The sequence below is a fragment of the Pseudomonas fluorescens genome, assembly GCF_902498195.1.
GTDB lineage: Bacteria > Pseudomonadota > Gammaproteobacteria > Pseudomonadales > Pseudomonadaceae > Aquipseudomonas > Aquipseudomonas fluorescens_BU.
On sequence record NZ_CABVIY010000001.1, the window covers coordinates 802,806 to 821,049 of the forward strand.

Annotated in this window: 17 protein-coding genes; 10 read left to right on the top strand and 7 right to left on the bottom strand. The window is 61.7% G+C overall.

Translation table 11 applies throughout. The features are described 5' to 3' along the window. Position 1 precedes the first annotated feature (1 nt). The 4 genes from F8N66_RS03840 to gloB form a co-directional block, all read right to left on the bottom strand. Positions 2-1,843, bottom strand: a complete 1,842-nt coding sequence (locus F8N66_RS03840) for an extracellular solute-binding protein (protein WP_150768900.1) — start codon at positions 1,841-1,843, stop codon at positions 2-4. Continuing rightward, the gene (locus tag F8N66_RS03845; RefSeq protein WP_412070717.1) at positions 1,840-3,648 is read right to left on the bottom strand and encodes an extracellular solute-binding protein; all 1,809 of its coding nucleotides are present in this window, start codon (positions 3,646-3,648) and stop codon (positions 1,840-1,842) included. Before F8N66_RS03845 ends, F8N66_RS03840 begins: the two co-directional genes overlap by 4 nt. 218 nt (positions 3,649-3,866) lie before the next feature. Next, on the bottom strand, positions 3,867-5,309 hold the full coding sequence (locus F8N66_RS03850; RefSeq protein WP_150768902.1) for a transglycosylase SLT domain-containing protein: 1,443 nt from the start codon (positions 5,307-5,309) through the stop codon (positions 3,867-3,869). A gap of 99 nt (positions 5,310-5,408) precedes the next feature. Further along, entirely contained in the window at positions 5,409-6,176 is a 768-nt protein-coding gene (gene gloB / locus F8N66_RS03855; protein WP_150768903.1) for a hydroxyacylglutathione hydrolase, read from the bottom strand. A gap of 65 nt (positions 6,177-6,241) precedes the next feature. Here gloB and F8N66_RS03860 point away from each other — a divergent pair, with 65 nt between their 5' ends. The 5 genes from F8N66_RS03860 to F8N66_RS03880 all read left to right on the top strand — a co-directional run bounded on the left by F8N66_RS03860 (position 6,242) and on the right by F8N66_RS03880 (position 11,546). After that, positions 6,242-7,000, top strand: a complete 759-nt coding sequence (locus F8N66_RS03860; protein WP_150768904.1) for a methyltransferase domain-containing protein — start codon at positions 6,242-6,244, stop codon at positions 6,998-7,000. A gap of 95 nt (positions 7,001-7,095) precedes the next feature. Next, entirely contained in the window at positions 7,096-7,539 is a 444-nt protein-coding gene (rnhA, locus tag F8N66_RS03865; RefSeq protein WP_150768905.1) for a ribonuclease HI, read from the top strand. A gap of 141 nt (positions 7,540-7,680) precedes the next feature. Further along, positions 7,681-8,439 carry a DNA polymerase III subunit epsilon gene (dnaQ, locus tag F8N66_RS03870; RefSeq protein WP_150768906.1) on the top strand — a complete coding sequence of 253 codons (759 nt, stop codon included), beginning with the start codon at positions 7,681-7,683 and terminating at the stop codon, positions 8,437-8,439. 222 nt (positions 8,440-8,661) lie between these two features. Then, positions 8,662-10,917 carry an Orn/Lys/Arg decarboxylase N-terminal domain-containing protein gene (locus F8N66_RS03875; RefSeq protein ID WP_150768907.1) on the top strand — a complete coding sequence of 752 codons (2,256 nt, stop codon included), beginning with the start codon at positions 8,662-8,664 and terminating at the stop codon, positions 10,915-10,917. 14 nt (positions 10,918-10,931) lie between these two features. Next, complete coding sequence (locus F8N66_RS03880) at positions 10,932-11,546, top strand: GNAT family N-acetyltransferase (RefSeq protein ID WP_150768908.1); 615 nt, start codon at positions 10,932-10,934, stop codon at positions 11,544-11,546. Here F8N66_RS03880 and F8N66_RS03885 read toward each other — a convergent pair. After that, positions 11,512-12,405: a LysR substrate-binding domain-containing protein gene (locus F8N66_RS03885; protein WP_150768909.1), complete on the bottom strand. Its 894-nt coding sequence runs from the start codon at positions 12,403-12,405 to the stop codon at positions 11,512-11,514. The genes F8N66_RS03880 and F8N66_RS03885 overlap by 35 nt on opposite strands. A gap of 88 nt (positions 12,406-12,493) precedes the next feature. Continuing rightward, positions 12,494-12,718 (bottom strand): hypothetical protein, encoded by a 225-nt coding sequence (locus F8N66_RS03890; protein ID WP_150768910.1) that lies wholly within the window; start codon positions 12,716-12,718, stop codon positions 12,494-12,496. A 182-nt stretch (positions 12,719-12,900) separates the two neighbouring features. Between F8N66_RS03890 and F8N66_RS03895 the strand changes: the two genes are divergently transcribed. From F8N66_RS03895 to F8N66_RS03905, 3 genes are all read left to right on the top strand, one after another. Continuing rightward, a complete protein-coding gene (locus tag F8N66_RS03895; RefSeq protein WP_150768911.1) occupies positions 12,901-13,461 on the top strand; it encodes an NADPH-dependent FMN reductase in 561 nt (186 codons plus the stop codon). 69 nt (positions 13,462-13,530) lie between these two features. Beyond that, the gene (locus tag F8N66_RS03900; protein ID WP_150768912.1) at positions 13,531-13,878 is read left to right on the top strand and encodes a metalloregulator ArsR/SmtB family transcription factor; all 348 of its coding nucleotides are present in this window, start codon (positions 13,531-13,533) and stop codon (positions 13,876-13,878) included. A 31-nt stretch (positions 13,879-13,909) separates the two neighbouring features. After that, a complete protein-coding gene (locus F8N66_RS03905) occupies positions 13,910-15,193 on the top strand; it encodes an arsenic transporter (protein WP_150768913.1) in 1,284 nt (427 codons plus the stop codon). Positions 15,194-15,297: 104 nt separating this feature from the next. Here the strand turns inward: F8N66_RS03905 and F8N66_RS03910 are convergent, their stop codons facing one another. Further along, positions 15,298-16,248 carry a DUF1853 family protein gene (locus tag F8N66_RS03910; protein ID WP_150768914.1) on the bottom strand — a complete coding sequence of 317 codons (951 nt, stop codon included), beginning with the start codon at positions 16,246-16,248 and terminating at the stop codon, positions 15,298-15,300. Between the two features lie 124 nt (positions 16,249-16,372). Between F8N66_RS03910 and F8N66_RS03915 the strand changes: the two genes are divergently transcribed. Both F8N66_RS03915 and F8N66_RS03920 read left to right on the top strand, forming a co-directional pair. Continuing rightward, on the top strand, positions 16,373-17,263 hold the full coding sequence (locus tag F8N66_RS03915) for an NAD(+) kinase (RefSeq protein WP_065261120.1): 891 nt from the start codon (positions 16,373-16,375) through the stop codon (positions 17,261-17,263). Further along, the gene (locus F8N66_RS03920; protein ID WP_150768915.1) at positions 17,263-18,234 is read left to right on the top strand and encodes a metallophosphoesterase; all 972 of its coding nucleotides are present in this window, start codon (positions 17,263-17,265) and stop codon (positions 18,232-18,234) included. The genes F8N66_RS03915 and F8N66_RS03920 overlap by 1 nt, the downstream gene beginning before the upstream one ends. Positions 18,235-18,244: the final 10 nt, after the last annotated feature.

An 18,244-nucleotide genomic window follows, 5' to 3' on the forward strand; every position in this document is an offset into this window, starting at 1 on the left:
ATTACTCCGTGCCCGCAGGGTCGGCTTGCAGTTTGGTTTCGATCTCTATGGCCGGCTTGGCACCGGGCTTGATCCACCAGGTCGCGGTGCCAATGTCATATTTGGGGGAGACCTTCGGATGGCCGATGTGGTTCCAGTAAGCCACGCGCCAGGTCTTGATGTGCCAGTTGGGAATCACGTAATAACCCCATTGCAGCACGCGGTCCAGTGCGCGGGCGTGGGCCACCAGGCTTTTGCGCGAATCGGCGTTGATCAGTTGCTCGACCAGCTGGTCCACCACCGGGTCCTTGAGGCCCATGGAATTACGGCTGCCGGGCTTGTCGGCGGCCGCCGTCATCCAGAATTCGCGCTGCTCGTTGCCCGGCGAGTTGGACTGCGGGAAGCTGCCGACGATCATGTCGAAGTCCCGCGAGCGCACGCGGTTGACGTATTGCGAAACGTCGACCCGGCGGATGACCAGGTCGATACCGAGGTCGCTCAGGTTGCGCTTGAAGGGCAACAGCACCCGTTCGAATTCGGTCTGGGCCAGCAGGAATTCGATGCTCACCGGTTTGCCGGTGGCGTCGACCATCTTGTCATCGACGATGCGCCAGCCGGCCTCTTGCAGCAATTGATAGGCCTGGCGTTGCTGGGTGCGGATCATGCCGCTGCCGTCGGTGGTCGGGTTCTCGAAGGCTTCGCTGAACACCTGTGGCGGCAGTTTGCTGCGAAACGGGTCGAGGATCGCCAGCTGATCGGCGTCCGGCAGGCCGGTGGCGGCCATCTCCGAGTTCTCGAAATAGCTGCGGGTCCGTGCGTAGGCGCTGTTGAACAGCTGCTTGTTGGTCCATTCGAAATCGAGCAACAGGGTCAGGGCCTGGCGCACGCGCACGTCCTGGAACACCGGGCGGCGCAGGTTGAACACGAAGCCTTGCATGCCGGTGGGGTTGCCGTTGGGAATCTGCTCCTTGATCAGCCGGCCTTCGGTCACGGCCGGGATGTTGTAGGCGTTGGCCCAGTTCTTCGCGGTCATCTCCAGCCAGTAATCGAATTGCCCGGCCTTGAGGCCTTCCAGCGCCACGGTATTGTCGCGGTAGTAGTCGGTGGTCATGACATCGAAGTTGTAGAACCCGCGGTTGATCGGCAGGTCCTTGCCCCAGTAGTCCTTCACCCGTTCATAACGCACCGAGCGCCCGGCCTTCACTTCGGTGACCTTGTACGGGCCGCTGCCCAACGGCACTTCCAGGTTGCCCTTGCTGAAATCGCGGGTCGCCCACCAGTGTTTGGGCAGTACCGGCAACTGGCCGAGGATCAACGGCAGTTCGCGGTTGTTGCTGTGCTTGAACTTGAACAGCACCGTCAGCGGATCTTCGGCAACCACGTCTTCGACGTCGTTGTAGTAGCCGCGGTACATCGGCGCGCCATCCTTGATCAGGGTCTGGAAGCTGAACACCACGTCCTCGGCGCGCACCGGGTGGCCATCATTGAAACGGGCTTCGGGCCGCAGGTAGAAACGCACCCAGTCGTTGTTCGGGGCCTTTTCGATCTTGCCGGCGATCAGGCCATATTCGGTGAAGGGCTCATCCAGGCTCTGCCGGGCCAGAGTGTCGTAGATCAGGTCGATGTCGTTGGCCGACACCCCTTTGCTGATGAACGGGTTGAGGCTGTCGAAGCCGCCGAAACCGGCCTGGCGAAAGATCCCGCCCTTGGGCGCGTCCGGGTTGACGTAGTCGAAGTGCTTGAAATCGGCCGGGTATTTAGGCGGCTCGTTGTACAGGGTCAGGGCATGTTGCGGGGCGGCACAGGCCCACCCGGCGAACAACAGGGCGCTGGCCTGCAACAGCAGGGCGCTGATGGGTTTCATCGATCTTTCTCCGAAGATTTCAGCCACCACGCGCTCAGGCCCAGGGTATAGGGCGGCGTGGTGACGAAGGCGAACCGGTTGCGGTAAGCCAGGCGGTGATAATTGAGGTACCAGTTGGGAATGATGTAGTGCTGCCACAGCAGCACCCGGTCGAGCGCCTTGCCGGCGGCCACTTGCTCGTCGCGGGTCTTGGCCGCGAGCAATTGATCGAGCAAATGGTCGACCACCGGGTTGGCGATGCCGGCGTAGTTCTTGCTGCCCTTGACCCCGACCTGGCTGGAATGAAAGTACTGCCACTGTTCCAGGCCAGGGCTGAGGGTCTGGTTGAGGGTCATCAGGATCATGTCGAAATCGAACTGGTCGAGGCGCTGTTTGTACTGCGCCCGATCGACCGTGCGCAGCCTGGCGTCGATGCCGATGCTGGCGAGGTTCTCGACGTAGGGCTGGAGGATGCGTTCCAGGTTCGGATTGACCAGCAGGATTTCCAGGCGCAACGGTTGTCCGGCGGCGTTCTGCAGGCGCTGGCCGTTGAGTTTCCAGCCGGCCTCGGCGAGCAGGGCCAGGGCCTTGCGCATTGTGTCCCGGGGAATGCCGGTGCCCTGGGTCTGCGGCAGTCTGAAAGGTTCGGTGAAGAGTTTGGCCGGCAACTGCTCGCGATACGGTTTGAGCAGCAGCCATTCATGACCGACCGGTAGACCGGTGGCGGAAAATTCACTGTTGGGGTAGTAGCTCATGGCGCGTTTGTAGGCACCGCTGAACAGGGTGCGGTTGGTCCACTCGAAGTCGAACATCAACCCGAGTGCTTCACGGACTTTGCTGTCGGAAAATGTCGGACGCCGGCCGTTCATGAACAGGCCCTGGGTCTGGGTCGGGATCTGATGCTGGATCTGCGCCTTGATCACGTCGCCACGGCGTATCGCCGGGAAGTTGTAGCCGGTGTCCCAGTTCTTCGCCTGATGCTCGATATAGATGTCGAACTCGCCGGCCTTGAACGCCTCGAATGCCACGTCGCTGTCGCGGTAGAACTCGACCTCCATGCGATCGACGTTGTATTTGCCGCGATTGACCGGCAGGTCCTTGCCCCAGTAATCCTTGACCCGTTCGAACACGAGCTGGCGCCCTGGCGTAACCGAGGTGATGCGGTACGGCCCGCTACCCAGCGGCGGTTCGAAGGTGGTGGCCTTGAAGTCGCGACCTTTCCAGTAATGCTGTGGCAGCACCGGCAACTCACCCAGGCGCAGGATCTGCAAGGGATTGCCGGCACGCTTGAACACGAAACGGATGCGCTGCGGGTTGAGGATGTCGACGCGCAAGACTTCCTGCAGGCTGGTGCGGTACTGCGGATGACCTTCCTTGAGCAGCAAGCGGTAGGAAAACGCCACGTCGTAGGCGGTGATCGGCGTGCCATCGTGAAAGCGCGCCTCGGGGCGCAGGTTGAACACCACCCAGCTGCGATCCTCGCTGTACTCCACCGATTGGGCGATCAAGCCATAGCTGGACGTGGGTTCGTCCCCGGAAGGCGCGTACTGGCCTGTGCCCACCATCAACGGTTCGTTGAGTTCGTTGATGCCGTATTGCAAGAAATTCGGCGTGGCCACCGGGCTGGTGCCCTTGAAGGTGTAGGGGTTGAGCGTATCGAAGGTGCCAAACGCCATGACCCGCAACGTGCCGCCCTTGGGCGCTTGCGGGTTGACCCAGTCGAAGTGGGTAAATCTGGCCGGGTACTTGAGCATGCCGAACTGCGCGTAACCATGGCTTTCGCTGATCGTCGCGCTTGCGGTGGAGCTCAAGGCCAGGCTGATCAGGAGCGAGAGGAGGGGACGCTTCAAGTAAGGAATCCGATCCAGGCGGCTTGGGCTAGTGGCCCGTACAGTAACAGCTTGTATGGACAGGAAAAAGACGGCGGTTTAATGCGCGCTTAATTGCACCCGCAGATGCCTCGTAGCCGCAGGCCTTGCCAGCGGCTACGAGGATCGGGGGCAGGTGCGGAGCCAAAAAAAGCCCCTCGTTTGAGGGGCTCGTTTTAGTGCGGGTTGGAAACCGTCAGCATCTGACCCGGTTTCAGTGCCTGGCCAACGCGCGGATTCCAGCGCTTGAGGTGCTGCATTTCAACGTTGAAACGCTTGGCCACGATGTACAGTGAGTCGCCTTGCTGAACCTTGTACTGGGACTGAGGCTTCTTGCTCTCGCCCTTGCTCTTGGCCGCGACCACGGTATTGATGCGCCCCGAGCCGCGTTTGCTGGTGTCCTGCATGACCAGGGTCTGGCCGGGCTTGAGGTTCTTGCCGCTCAACTTGTTCCAGCGTTGCAGGTCCTTGACCTCAACATCGTTGGCCTTGGCGATGGAGCCCAGGCTGTCGCCGCGCTTGACCCGGTAGCTGCGCTTGAGGCTCGCCACTGCGGTGTTGTCCGCGCCATCGAACACCGGCTTGAACGATTTCTTGCTGATCAGCTCTTCAGGCCGCATGGTCTGCAGGCTGGTGGTCAGCAGCTGTGCCTTGGACGTCGGCACCAGCAGATGCTGGGGTCCGTCGATGGTGGTGCGCTGTTTGAAGGCCGGGTTGAGCTGGAACAGTTCGTCTTCGTCGATGTTGGCCACCGCGGCAACCTTGGACAGGTCCATGCGCTGGTTGATTTCGACGACCTGGAAATACGGTTCGTTGGCGATCGGGTTGAGGTTCACACCGTAGGCTTCGGGCGACATCACCACTTGCGAGAGTGCCAGCAGCTTGGGCACGTAGGCCTGTGTCTCGGAAGGCAGCGGCAGGTTCCAGTAGTCGGTGGGCAGGCCGAGCTTTTCATTACGCTCGATGGCCCGGCTGACCGTGCCTTCGCCGGCATTGTAGGCGGCCAGGGCCAACAGCCAGTCACCGTTGAACATGTCGTGCAGGCGCGACAGGTAGTCCATTGCGGCCGTGGTCGAAGCGGTGATGTCGCGACGGCCATCATAGAAACGGGTTTGACGCAGGTTGTAATAACGCCCGGTGGACGGGATGAATTGCCACAAGCCCGACGCATCGGCCCGGGAGTAGGCCATGGGGTTGTAGGAACTTTCAATCATCGGCAACAGCGCCAGTTCCAGCGGCATGTTGCGTTCTTCAAGGCGTTCGACGATGTAGTGGATGTAGAGGCTGCCGCGTTCGCCGCCGTTTTCGAGATAGGACGGATTGCTGGCAAACCACAGGCGCTGCTGTTCGATGCGCGGGTTGACGCCGACGCCGTCCTGCAACTGGAAGCCCTGGCGCATGCGTTCCCAGACGTCCTGGGGCACCTGCGGGCTCGGCTTTTCGCTGATCCAGACGGGCTTCTGCTTGGCACGTGCGGCAATATTCGGAGTGTGCGCCGCATCGGTCTGCGGCACATGGCTGGAACAGCCTGCCAATGTCGCGGACACAACCACCGCTATGGCTTGTGCCAGGCGGGTCAAGGCGTCCGAATTGATGGCTTTGCGAATAGATGACGACATTGGCTGGAAGTGAGTTCCGGGCAAAAATGTCGGGCGATTCTAGAAAGCGCACCCCTAACGGTCAACCATTCATGATTTTTGCACCATCGTCCAAGCTATTTAGAACGTGTCTTTCCAAGCCCTCAGCGTCGCAAAAACCATATCGGGCGCAGAGTTATCGGTGCCGGTCCGTTCGTCCGCTTTTTCTTTAACGGATGTTTCACCGGTGCGCAAAAACGGATTGGTGCGCTTTTCCAGGGCGACCGTGGACGGCAGCGTGATGATCCCGGCTTCCCGCTGGCGGGTCACCGTGGCCAGGCGTTCGAGGGTGTCCGGGTTGCCCGGTTCGACGGCGGCGGCGAAGCGCAGGTTGCTCAGGGTGTATTCGTGGGTGCAGTACACCTGAGTGTCTTCGGGCAGGGCGGCGAGACGCGACAGCGAGGTGTACATTTGCAGGGGCGTGCCCTCGAACAGGCGCCCGCAACCGGCGGCGAACAGGGTGTCGCCGCAAAACAGCAGGCCGTGGTGATAGTAGGCGATGTGTCCCAGGGTATGGCCGGGCACGGCGATGATCTCGAAGTCTTGGCCCAGCACGGCGATGCGATCGTTATCCTTGAGCGCGACGTCCCGCGCCGGAATGCTTTCGCTGGCCGGCCCGTAGACCTTCGCGTCCGTCGCTTTCTTCAGCTGTTCGACGCCGCCGACATGGTCATGATGATGGTGAGTGATCAGAATATCGCTCAGCACCCACCCCGGATTAGCCGCGAGCCAGGCCTGGACCGGCGCGGCATCGCCGGGGTCGACCACGGCGCAGCGGCGGGTGTGGTGATCTTGTAACAACCAGATGTAGTTGTCGGTAAAGGCGGGCAGGGCACTGATCTGTATCATCGTCGGATTCGCCAAGCGGAAAACAATGGCGCATCTTAGAACTTCCTGGCGCGTTGGAGAATGCAATGACCGATAAAGCGTTCGCTCAGGCTGATCCTGACTGGCTGGCGTTGATCAGCGCTGCGCGGGAGTGGCTGTCCGGCCCTCTCGGGCAGTTTTTGCTGGATGAGGAACGACGCATGCTCGAGGAAGAGCTGGGTCGTTTTTTTGGCGGCTATCTGGTGCACTACGGCCCGTCGGCCCAGACGCCGCCGCCGGCGCCGCAGGTCCAGCGCAATGTGCGCCTGGGGGCACCGTTGCCAGGGGTCGAGATTGTCTGCGAGGAACAAGCCTGGCCGTTGAGCGAGCATGCCGCCGATGTGGTGGTGTTGCAGCATGGACTGGATTTCTGCCTGTCGCCCCACGGCCTGCTACGGGAAGCCGCGAGCAGCGTGCGGCCTGGCGGGCATCTGGTGATCATCGGGATCAATCCCTGGAGCAGCTGGGGCCTGCGTCACGTGTTTGCCCATGACGCATTGCGCAAGGCGCGCTGCATTTCCCCGTCGCGGGTGGCCGACTGGCTGAACCTGCTGGGCTTCGCGCTGGAGAAACGGCGCTTCGGGTGCTATCGTCCGCCGCTCGCTTCCCCGGCCTGGCAAACCCGCCTGGCCGGATGGGAGCGCAAGGCCGGTGACTGGCAACTGGCCGGTGGCGGTTTCTATTTATTGGTGGCGCGCAAGATCGTGGTGGGCCTGCGGCCGGTCCGTCAGGAGCGTCGCGAACCGATGGGCAAGCTGATTCCCTTGCCGATGGCCAAGGTCAACCGTCGCCGCATCGAACCGTAATACCTTCTTTATATTCCCGGCCGGGGTTGTGCCCCGGTCTCGGGCGTCGTCGATCATGGATCGATGAGCCACGGCATTTTTCTGGATAGATTGGCATGAGCGATAGCGTAGAACTGTTCACCGATGGCGCCTGCAAGGGCAACCCTGGCCCCGGCGGCTGGGGCGCGTTGCTGGTGTGCAAGGGCGTTGAAAAGGAACTCTGGGGCGGCGAAGCCAACACCACCAACAATCGCATGGAGCTGATGGGCGCGATCCGCGGCCTGGAAGAACTCAAGCGCCCATGCGACGTACTGCTGGTGACCGACTCACAGTATGTGATGAAGGGCATCAACGAGTGGATGGACAACTGGAAAAAGCGCGGCTGGAAAACGGCGGCGAAGGAACCGGTGAAAAACGCCGACCTGTGGAAGATGCTCGACGAGCAGGTCAACCGTCACAACGTCACCTGGAAGTGGGTGCGCGGGCACATCGGCCACCATGGCAACGAACGGGCCGACCAGTTGGCCAACCGTGGCGTGGATGAAGTGCGCGGATTGTAGGAGCTGCCGCAGGCTGCGATCTTTTGATCTTTGTCCACTCAAAAACAAAAGATCGCAGCCTCGTTGCACTCGGCAGCTCCTACAGGGGGCGTGTTAACATTCCGCTTTTTGCACGACTGAATGATTGAGAGCTGAGCACTGATGGCCACCAGATCCGTTGTACTCGATACCGAAACCACCGGCATGCCGGTGACCGACGGCCACCGGATTATCGAAATCGGCTGTGTCGAGTTGATCGGTCGGCGCCTGACGGGCCGGCATTTTCACGTTTACCTGCAACCGGACCGCGAAAGTGACGAAGGCGCCATCGGCGTCCACGGCATCACCAATGAATTCCTGGTGGGCAAGCCGCGTTTCGCCGAGGTGGCCGAAGAATTCTTCGAGTTCATCAAGGGCGCGCAGCTGATCATCCATAACGCGGCGTTCGACGTTGGTTTCATCAACAACGAATTCGCGCTGATGGGCCAGCACGATCGCGCGGACATCACGCAGCACTGCTCGATCCTCGACACCCTGATGATGGCCCGGGAACGTCACCCGGGGCAGCGCAACAGCCTCGACGCCCTGTGCAAACGCTATGGCGTCGACAACTCCGGCCGTGAATTGCACGGCGCCTTGCTCGACTCCGAGATCCTCGCCGACGTCTACCTGACCATGACCGGCGGCCAGACCAGCCTGTCCCTGGCCGGCAACGCGTCCGATGGCAACGGCTCCGGTGAAGGCGCGGACAACTCGGCCACCGAAATTCGTCGCCTGCCGGCGGACCGCAACCGCACCCGCATCATTCACGCCAGCGAAGACGATCTGGCGCGGCACGCGGCGCGCCTGGAAATCATCAGCAAGTCGGCCGGGGCTCCGGCGCTGTGGTTGCAATTGGCCGAGGCTGAAGCGCAGGTTTAGGTCGTTTGGGAAAGATCGCAGCCTCGTTTCACTCGACAGCTCCTACAGGGGAATGCGAATACCTGTAGGAGCTGTGTAGGAGCTGTCGAGTGAAACGAGGCTGCGATCTCTTTGGCGCACCGATGACCCATTTCGGGGCACGATGCTCGCCACATCCGCTTCAACCCTCTACCCTGAGGTGATTGGCAGGCTCTGTTCTGCCGCCTCAGGACACTGAGCCACATGTATAAAGATCTGAAATTCCCGGTCCTGATCGTCCACCGCGACATCAAGGCCGACACCGTCGCCGGCGATCGCGTGCGGGGCATCGCCCGGGAGCTGGAACAGGAAGGTTTCAGCATCGTTTCGGCGGTGGATTACACCGAAGGGCGCCTGGTCGCCTCGACGCATCACGGTCTCTCCTGCATGTTGATCGCCGCCGAAGACGCCAGCGCCCACTCGCATTTGTTGCAGAATATGGCTGAATTGATCGGCCTCGCGCGCGTGCGCGCCCCGGACTTGCCGATCTTCGCCCTCGGCGAGCAAGTGACCCTGGAAAACGCACCCGCCGACGCCATGGCCGAGCTCAATCAGCTGCGCGGCATTCTCTACCTGTTCGAAGACACTGTGCCCTTTCTCGCCCGGCAGGTGGCGCGGGCGGCGCGCAAGTACCTGGACGGGCTGCTGCCGCCGTTCTTCAAGGCGCTGGTGCAGCACACCGCAGATTCCAACTATTCCTGGCACACCCCCGGTCATGGCGGGGGCGTGGCCTATCACAAAAGCCCGGTGGGTCAGGCCTTCCACCAGTTCTTTGGGGAAAACACCCTGCGATCGGACCTGTCGGTGTCGGTGCCCGAACTCGGTTCGTTGCTCGATCACACCGGGCCGCTGGCAGAAGCCGAAGCCCGGGCGGCGCGCAACTTCGGCGCCGACCACACGTTCTTCGTGATCAACGGCACCTCGACCGCGAACAAGATCGTCTGGCACTCCATGGTGGCACGCGATGACCTGGTGCTGGTGGATCGCAACTGCCACAAGTCAGTGCTGCACTCGATCATCATGACCGGCGCCATCCCGTTGTACCTGTGCCCGGAGCGCAATGAACTGGGGATCATCGGTCCGATTCCCCTGAGTGAATTCAGCTTGGAGTCGATCCGCGCCAAGATCGACGCCAGCCCGCTGACCCAGGGCCGGGCGCCCAAGGTCAAGCTGGCGGTGGTGACCAATTCGACCTATGACGGCCTCTGCTACAACGCCGAGCTGATCAAGCAGCAACTGGGCAACAGTGTCGAGGTGCTGCATTTCGATGAGGCGTGGTACGCCTATGCGGCGTTTCACGAGTTTTTCGCCGGACGCTACGGCATGGGCACGGCGCGCAGCGAAGACAGCCCGCTGGTGTTCACCACCCATTCCACCCACAAGTTGCTGGCGGCCTTCAGCCAGGCGTCGATGATTCACGTGCAGGACGGCGGCGCCCGGCAGCTGGACCGTGATCGCTTCAACGAAGCCTTCATGATGCACATCTCCACGTCGCCGCAATACGGCATCATCGCCTCGCTGGACGTGGCGTCGGCGATGATGGAAGGCGGGGCCGGGCGTTCGCTGTTGCAGGAAATGTTCGATGAAGCCCTGAGCTTTCGCCGGGCACTGGCCAATCTGCGTCAGCACATCGCCGCCGATGACTGGTGGTTTTCCATTTGGCAGCCGCCGTCGGCGGAAGGGATCGACCGGGTGGTGACCGAGGACTGGCTGCTGCAACCGGAACATGACTGGCACGGCTTTGGCGGTGTGACAGACGATTACGTATTACTCGACCCGATCAAGGTCACCCTGGTGATGCCAGGCCTGACAGCAGGCGGTGCGCTCAGCGAGCGCGGAATCCCGGCGGCGGTCGTCAGCAAGTTCCTCTGGGAACGCGGGCTGGTGGTGGAAAAAACCGGGCTGTATTCGTTTTTGGTGCTGTTCTCCATGGGCATCACCAAGGGCAAATGGAGCACCTTGCTCACCGAGCTGCTGGAATTCAAGCGCAGCTATGACGCCAACGTCAGCCTGGCAAGCTGCCTGCCGTGCGTGGCGCAACAGAATGTCGCGCGTTATCAGGGCATGGGCCTGCGCGATCTGTGCGACCAGCTGCACGCCTGCTATCGCGCCAATGCCACGGCCAAACACCTCAAGCGCATGTACACGGTGCTGCCGGAAATCGCCATGAAGCCGGCTGACGCCTATGATCAATTGGTGCGTGGCGAAGTCGAAGCGGTATCCATTGATGCGCTGGAGGGGCGTATCGCGGCCGTGATGCTGGTGCCGTATCCGCCGGGTATCCCGTTGATCATGCCTGGCGAGCGTTTTACCGAGTCGACCCGCTCGATCATCGACTACCTGGCGTTTGCTCGCACGTTCGATAGCAGTTTCCCGGGGTTCGTCGCCGATGTGCACGGCTTGCAACACGAAGATGAGGGCAATGGACGGCATTACACCGTCGATTGCATCAAGGAATGAGGACCTTTCCCAGTATGCAACCTGTCATGAATCCGAATTACCCGGGATTGTCGGTGCGCGTTGCCGACGAAGGCTTTGCCGCCTACATCTGGGGCAGCGATTTCAGTTTTGAAGTGACGGCCTACGGTGCCCCCGAAATAGGCCAGCCAGTGGAGCAGTGGACGGTCACGCCGATCACGCCTTACCGTAAATGCTATGGCATCGATCCTGAAGAATTCAGCAGTTTTCGCGACGCTGCCGACAGTGCGATTTTCATGGCCTGGCTGGACGACGAGCCGGTGGGGCACCTGGTGATCAGCACCAACTGGAACGGTTTTGCCCATATCGACGAGCTGGCGGTGCATGCCCCGGCGCGACGCCATGGCGTGGCCAAGGCGTTGCTGGATGTGGCGCAGTTCTGGAGTCGCAAGAAAAAGCTGCCGGGCATCATGCTGGAAACCCAGAACAACAACCTGGGCGCGTGCCGGCTCTATGAGCGTTGCGGCTATGTGATCGGCGGTATCGATCACATGCGCTATCGCGCCATCGACCCCAATACCGCCGAGGTGGCGCTGTTCTGGTATCGAGTGTTCGATAACCCGCTGGAAAGTCCGATCAGTTCGCCATCATCGCCACGGCTTGTTCCGTAATGATTTCCAGCAGGGTCTGGACGGCGGGCGAGGGCGCGCCGTTTTTCAGTCTCAGGGCATAGACACTGACCGGCACCGCCGGGGCCAATGGGCAGGCATCGAGCCCGGCGGCTTTGGCGCCGAGGGCAGTGAAAGGATCGACGATCGCCAGACCCTCGCCAGCCTCGACCATGCTGCGCATCATCTGGTGCGTCTGGACCCGGGTCTGGATGACCGGCGCCGGGCGCAGGGCGTGCAGTTTGTGCTCCAGGGCCGGGCTGAGCGGGTCATGGCCTTCGAGGCCGACCATCGCCTGGCCGGCCAGGTCCTGCAGCGAGATGTACTTCTGTTTCGGTTGTAGCCAGCCGTGGGGGGCGAGCAGTTGCAGCTTGCCGTGGGCAATCGCCTGGCAGTCGATCTCGGCGCGATCCGGATCGTGCAGGCTCAGGCCCACGTCGCTTTCGCGCAGCAACAGGCTTCTGACGATGTCGCGGGTGGGTTGGCTCAGGAGGGTGCAGGGCGCATCAGGCAGGCGTCGACGCAACGCGGCGATGCTGTGCGGCAAGAGTTGCTGGGCCAGGGGCGGGGTGCAGATGATGCGCAGTGGCGGGGCCAGGTATTGCCGCAGGCTGCTGGCCAGGCGCTGCACCGGTTCGAGTGCGTCGTAGACGCGGGCAATTTCAACCTGTAACTCCCGCGCCTCACGGGTGGCCTGCAAACGCCCGCGCACGCTGGAGAACAGCATGAACCCCAACTGATCCTCGGTTTCACGCAAAATGCGTTCGACCTCGGTCACGGGCAACTGCAGCCATTCGGCGGCGGTGCCCAGGTGACCGGTCTGCAGGAGCGCCTGGATCACTTCGATATGGCGTAAACGCATGCGTGAAGTCCATGTTCAGCAGGTGAAGGAGTCAGTGGCTGAATCCTAACCCAAGTCTGTGCATATGACTTCCGCTCATAACGCGGCGTTATGAAGCGACGATCGTTTCCGGTTCGCGGGTCAGCGTGACGCCGGTTTGCACCAGCTGGAATTCGTTGTCATCGAGTTTGTTGACGCGGTCGCCAATAGCCAGCTTGTACGTGATGACAGGCACGCCGTCTGCAGACGGGGTGGATTCCTGGAACTCATGCACGGAATAAATGCGGCCTTCCGCGTCTCTTGCATGGAACTGACCGACGAGTACTGCTGCCATCTGCTTAGAACCTCTGGAGATAAAACGCTTGATTTGCGGCTGTGTAGACCGCCATCAAGCACGGTAAGTTTTCCTGCATAAAAAAAATAATCAGGACGCGGATATACCTGTGTTCAATGGTTGAACCGTCGCCTGATCATCTATAACTACTAGCTTCACCCACGGACAAACGAGCGTTTCCCATGAGCAATGTCTATACCGTCGCCGTAGTGGTCGGCAGCCTGCGCAAAGAATCGATCAATCGCAAGGTCGCGCTTGCGCTGGCGGCACTGGCGCCGGCCAATCTCAAGCTGAACATTGTCGAAATCGGCGACCTGCCGCTCTACAACGAAGACATTGATGGTGCTTCACCGCCGGCAGCCTACAGCACTTTCCGACAACAAGTGAGCTCATCCGACGCAGTGCTGTTCGTGACCCCGGAATATAACCGCTCGGTGCCGGCCCCGATGAAGAACGCCATCGACGTGGGTTCGCGTCCGTACGGCAAGAGCGCCTGGAGCGGCAAGCCAGGGGCGGTGATCAGTGTTTCGCCGGGTGCGGTCGGTGGATTCGGGGCCAACCATCACCTGCGCCAGTCCATGGTATTTCTCGACGTGCCGATGATGCAGCAGCCGGAAGCCTACCTGGGCGGCGCCGGTTCGGCGTTTGACGAGGGCGGCCAGTTGTCCGGGTCGGTGCGGCCTTTCCTGCAGAAATTCATTGATGCCTACGGACAATGGGTAGAGCAGCACAAGAAGGTGTGAGGCAGCGCTTTACTGCATATTCGAAATTCCATATATTCACGCCTCGTTTGTTCCGAGGCGTGCTTCTTCATGTCCGATTCGCGCAGTCCCGTCGATATTTTCAAGGCCCTGGCCGATGACACCCGCAGTCGAGTGGCGCTGCTGATCGCTCGCGAAGGGGAACTCTGTGTCTGCGAGCTGACCTGCGCGCTGGGCCTGAGCCAACCGAAAATCTCCCGTCACCTGGCGCAATTGCGCAGCCATGGGCTGTTGGCAGACCGTCGTCAGGGGCAATGGGTGTATTACCGGTTGCACCCCCAGTTATCACCTTGGGTCACCAACCTGTTGCACGAAGCCTTGGCGGCCAACCTCGAATGGCTCGGCGCCGATCTGGCGCGCCTGCAAGCGATGGCGGACCGACCGGTACGCTGCTGCTGATCCTCTTTCATTCCCGTAAGGCCGAACATTCATGCTGGCAGCGTCCCTGATTTTCCTGTTGACCATCACCCTGGTGATCTGGCAACCCAAAGGCCTCGGCGTGGGCTGGAGCGCGGTCCTCGGCGCGGTGCTGGCGCTGATCTTTGGCGTCGTGCACCTGGCGGACATCCCGCTGGTGTGGCAGATCATCTGGAACGCCACCGGCACCTTTGTCGCACTGATCATCATCAGCCTGTTGCTGGACGAGGCGGGGCTGTTTGCCTGGGCCGCGCTGCATGTGGCCCGTTGGGGGCGAGGCAGCGGACGGCAGTTGTTCGCCTACATGGTGCTGCTCGGAGCGCTGGTGTCGGCGCTGTTCGCCAACGATGGCGCGGCACTGATCCTGACACCCATCGTGATCTCCATGCTCCTGGCCTTGCGTTTTTCCAAGGCGGCGACCCTGGCGTTCGTCATGGGCGCCGGGTTCATTGCCGACACGGCGAGCCTGCCGCTGGTGGTGTCGAACCTGGTGAACATCGTTTCCGCGGACTTCTTCAACATTGGTTTCAACCGCTACGCCGCGGTGATGATCCCGGTCAACCTGGTGAGCGTGGCCGCGACCCTGGCGATGTTGATGTGGTTTTTCCGGCGGGACATTCCCCGGGACTATGACCCGGAGCAACTGGAGCACCCCGCGTCGGCGATCCACGACAAGGCGACGTTTTACGCCGGTTGGGCAGTGCTGGTGATTCTGTTGCTCGGCTGTTTTGCCCTGGAGCCGCTGGGCATTCCGATCAGTGCGATCTCGGCGGTCTGCGCAGCCTTGCTGTTGGCCATCGCTGCCCGTGGCCACAGGATTTCCACGCGCAAAGTCATGAAAGAAGCGCCGTGGCACATCGTGATTTTCTCCCTGGGCATGTATCTGGTGGTCTACGGCCTGCGTAACGCCGGGCTCACCGGTTACCTGGCAGGGTGGCTGAACGGCTTCGCCGAATACGGCGTGTGGGGCGCGGCGCTGGGCACCGGGGTGCTGACGGCACTGCTGTCATCGATCATGAACAATCTGCCGACGGTGCTGATCGGCCTGTTGTCCATCGATGCCAGCCAGGCCACGGGCGTGGTGAAGGAGGCGATGATCTACGCCAACGTCATCGGCAGCGACCTGGGGCCGAAAATCACCCCGATCGGCAGCCTGGCGACGTTGCTGTGGTTGCATGTGCTGGAGCGCAAGAGCATTCATATTGGCTGGGGGTATTACTTCAAGGTCGGGATTGTGTTGACGGTGCCGGTGTTGCTGGTGACGCTGGCGGCTTTGGCTTTGCGGTTATCCCTCTAGACCGGGTCGGCCCCTTCGCGAGCAAGCCCGCTCCCACATTTGAATGCATTTCCCTGTGGGAGCGGGCTTGCTCGCGAAGGGGCACGCCCAGTCACCACAAAATCTCAACCCTGCCCCGGCACGTCCGGCCAAAGATCCGCCACCAGAAACAAGCGCTCGGCTTCTTCCCAATCGCCCTCGGCATTCTCCGTCAGCCGCACCAGCAATTGCGCCGGTGCCAAGGGTGACAACTCCTCCAGCCACGCCTGCAATTGCCCGGTGCTCCAGGCTTGTTCGGCGGGGTAGTGCGCCGGTGCCAGCCACGCGTGGCGGGGCAGGGGTTGCCAGCGGCCGGGCGGGCTTTGCCTGACAAATTCGTCCCAATCCTTTTGATGCAGCCAGCGACCGCGCAAATGTTGCTGATGCGCGCCACGCGGCGGCGCCGCTTGCCCCGGCCAGGGATAAAGCAGGTAGCCCCCCAGCCACAAATGCGCACTGAATTGCTGGATGTCCAGCGCCGCCAGGACTTCCCGGCTCTCCGGGCGCGCGGAAATCGGCAGTTGATGCTGGCTCAGATGCGCCAGTTTGCGGTCCAGCCGGTCGTGGCAACCGGGGCCGAGCCACTGCGCCGTGTCGCGCCCATCGCCATTCTGCGGGCCCAGGTACAGCTTGATCGCCAGTTCCAGGTGATGCACGCCGTCGCGATCGCGCAGCAACATGTCCAGTTCGCCCAGGGTATGGCCTTCGCGGCGGATCGGCATGTTGGCGGCAATCAGTTCGATGCCCGGTGCGTGTTCGACGGCAAATTGCCAGAGGCGCTCGTAATACAGGCCCAGGCGCCGGGTCCGGGCCTGCGCCAGCCAGTGCAGCAGGCCGTAGCTGTCCTGGTCCAGCCGGCGCAGCCAGTGTTCCAGGCGTTCCGGCGCCTGTACCCAGTCGCTGCCGGCCAGCGGATGGCGCTGCGGCCACGGCGTGTCGCCCAGCATCGGCGGCGCCAGGATGACCCACGCCAGGTCGCGCACTTCGGGGTGGCGCAACTGGTGGGGCAATTGCAGCAACTCTGGAAATAGGATCATCTTGCGAGCATAGCCTCTAACAGGAGTACATCCCTGGCGCTGAAAGGATTTTGTCTATCCGGGGCTTTCGCCCATAATCGTGCTTTTCGCCGTCGCAGGCCCCCGCGTGCCAATTAGGAGCCCCATGGAGCAATTTCGTAATATCGGCATCATCGGACGCCTGGGCAGTTCTCAGGTGCTGGATACCGTCCGCCGACTGAAACGGTTTCTGCTCGATCGTCACCTGCACGTGATCCTCGAAGACACCATCGCCGAAGTGCTGCCGGGCCACGGCCTGCAGACATCGTCGCGCAAGATGCTCGGCGAAGTCTGTGACATGGTGATTGTGGTTGGCGGAGACGGCAGCCTGCTTGGCGCCGCCCGTGCGCTGGCCAGGCACAACATTCCGGTGCTCGGCATCAACCGTGGCAGCCTGGGTTTCCTGACCGATATCCGCCCCGACGAGCTGGAAATCAAGGTCGCCGAAGTGCTCGACGGCCACTATCTGGTGGAAAACCGCTTTCTCTTGCAAGCCGAAGTCCGTCGCCATGCCGAGGCCATCGGCCAGGGCGATGCGCTGAACGATGTGGTGCTGCACCCCGGCAAATCCACGCGGATGATCGAGTTCGAGCTGTACATCGACGGCCAGTTCGTCTGCAGCCAGAAGGCCGACGGCCTGATCGTGGCGACACCGACCGGTTCCACCGCTTATGCGCTGTCGGCGGGTGGCCCGATCATGCACCCCAAGCTCGACGCCATTGTAATTGTGCCGATGTACCCCCATACCTTGTCGGGCAGGCCGATTGTGGTCGATGGCAACAGTGAGCTGAAAATCGTCGTGTCCAAGGATATGCAGATTTACCCGCAAGTCTCGTGTGACGGGCAGAACCACTTCACCTGCGCGCCCGGCGACACCATCACCGTCAGCAAGAAAGCCCAGAAGTTGCGGCTGATCCATCCGCTCGACCACAACTATTATGAAGTCTGCCGGACCAAGCTCGGCTGGGGCAGCCGCTTGGGTGGTGGAGGCGACTGATGCTCGATCCCGCGCGTAGCTACGACCTGATCGGTGACGTGCACGGTTGCGCTCTGACCCTTGAGCATTTGCTCGACCGGCTCGGTTATCACAAACAAGGGGGCGTCTGGCGCCATGCCTCGCGCATGGCGGTGTTCGTCGGCGACATCATCGACCGCGGCCCGCGGATTCGCGAGGCGCTGCACATCGTCCACGACATGGTCGAGGCCGGTCAGGCGCTGTGCATCATGGGCAACCATGAATTCAACGCCCTGGGCTGGGTCACGCCGGCATTGCCCGGCAGCGGCAAGCAATTCGTGCGCGAACACACGCCGCGTCATGCCCGTTTGCTGCATGAAACCCTGACCCAGTTCGAGCATCACCCCGGTGACTGGCATGACTTCCAGCAATGGTTCTATGAGCTGCCGCTGTTCGTCGATGCCGGGCGCTTCCGCGTGGTCCATGCGTGCTGGGACGCCGGCCTGATCGAACCGCTGCGTGCATTGTTCCCCAATGGCTGCGTCGACGAGCATTTCCTTCAGGAATCGGCGCTGCCGGGCACTTTTGCCTGCACCGTGTTCGACCGCCTGCTGCGCGGCACCGACATGCGCCTGCCCCATGGCCTGACCATGACCAGCGGCGATGGCCTGACCCGTTCGTTCTTCCGCACCAAGTTCTGGGAAGACGACCCGCAAACCTACGGCGACATCGTGTTCCAGCCCGACGCGCTGCCCGATCCGGTGGCGCGGACGCCGCTGTCGTCCAGTGAAAAAAACAACCTGTTGCGTTATGGCATCGACGAACCGTTGCTGTTCGTCGGCCATTACTGGCGCAGCGGCAAACCGGTGCCGATTCGTCCGAACCTGGCGTGCCTCGATTACAGCGCCGTGCTCTACGGAAAACTGGTTGCCTATCGCCTGGATCAGGAAACGCGGCTCGATCCGCATAAATTCGTCTGGGTCGATGTCGAACGGCCAGAGGTTTTGCAATGAGAGAGATCTT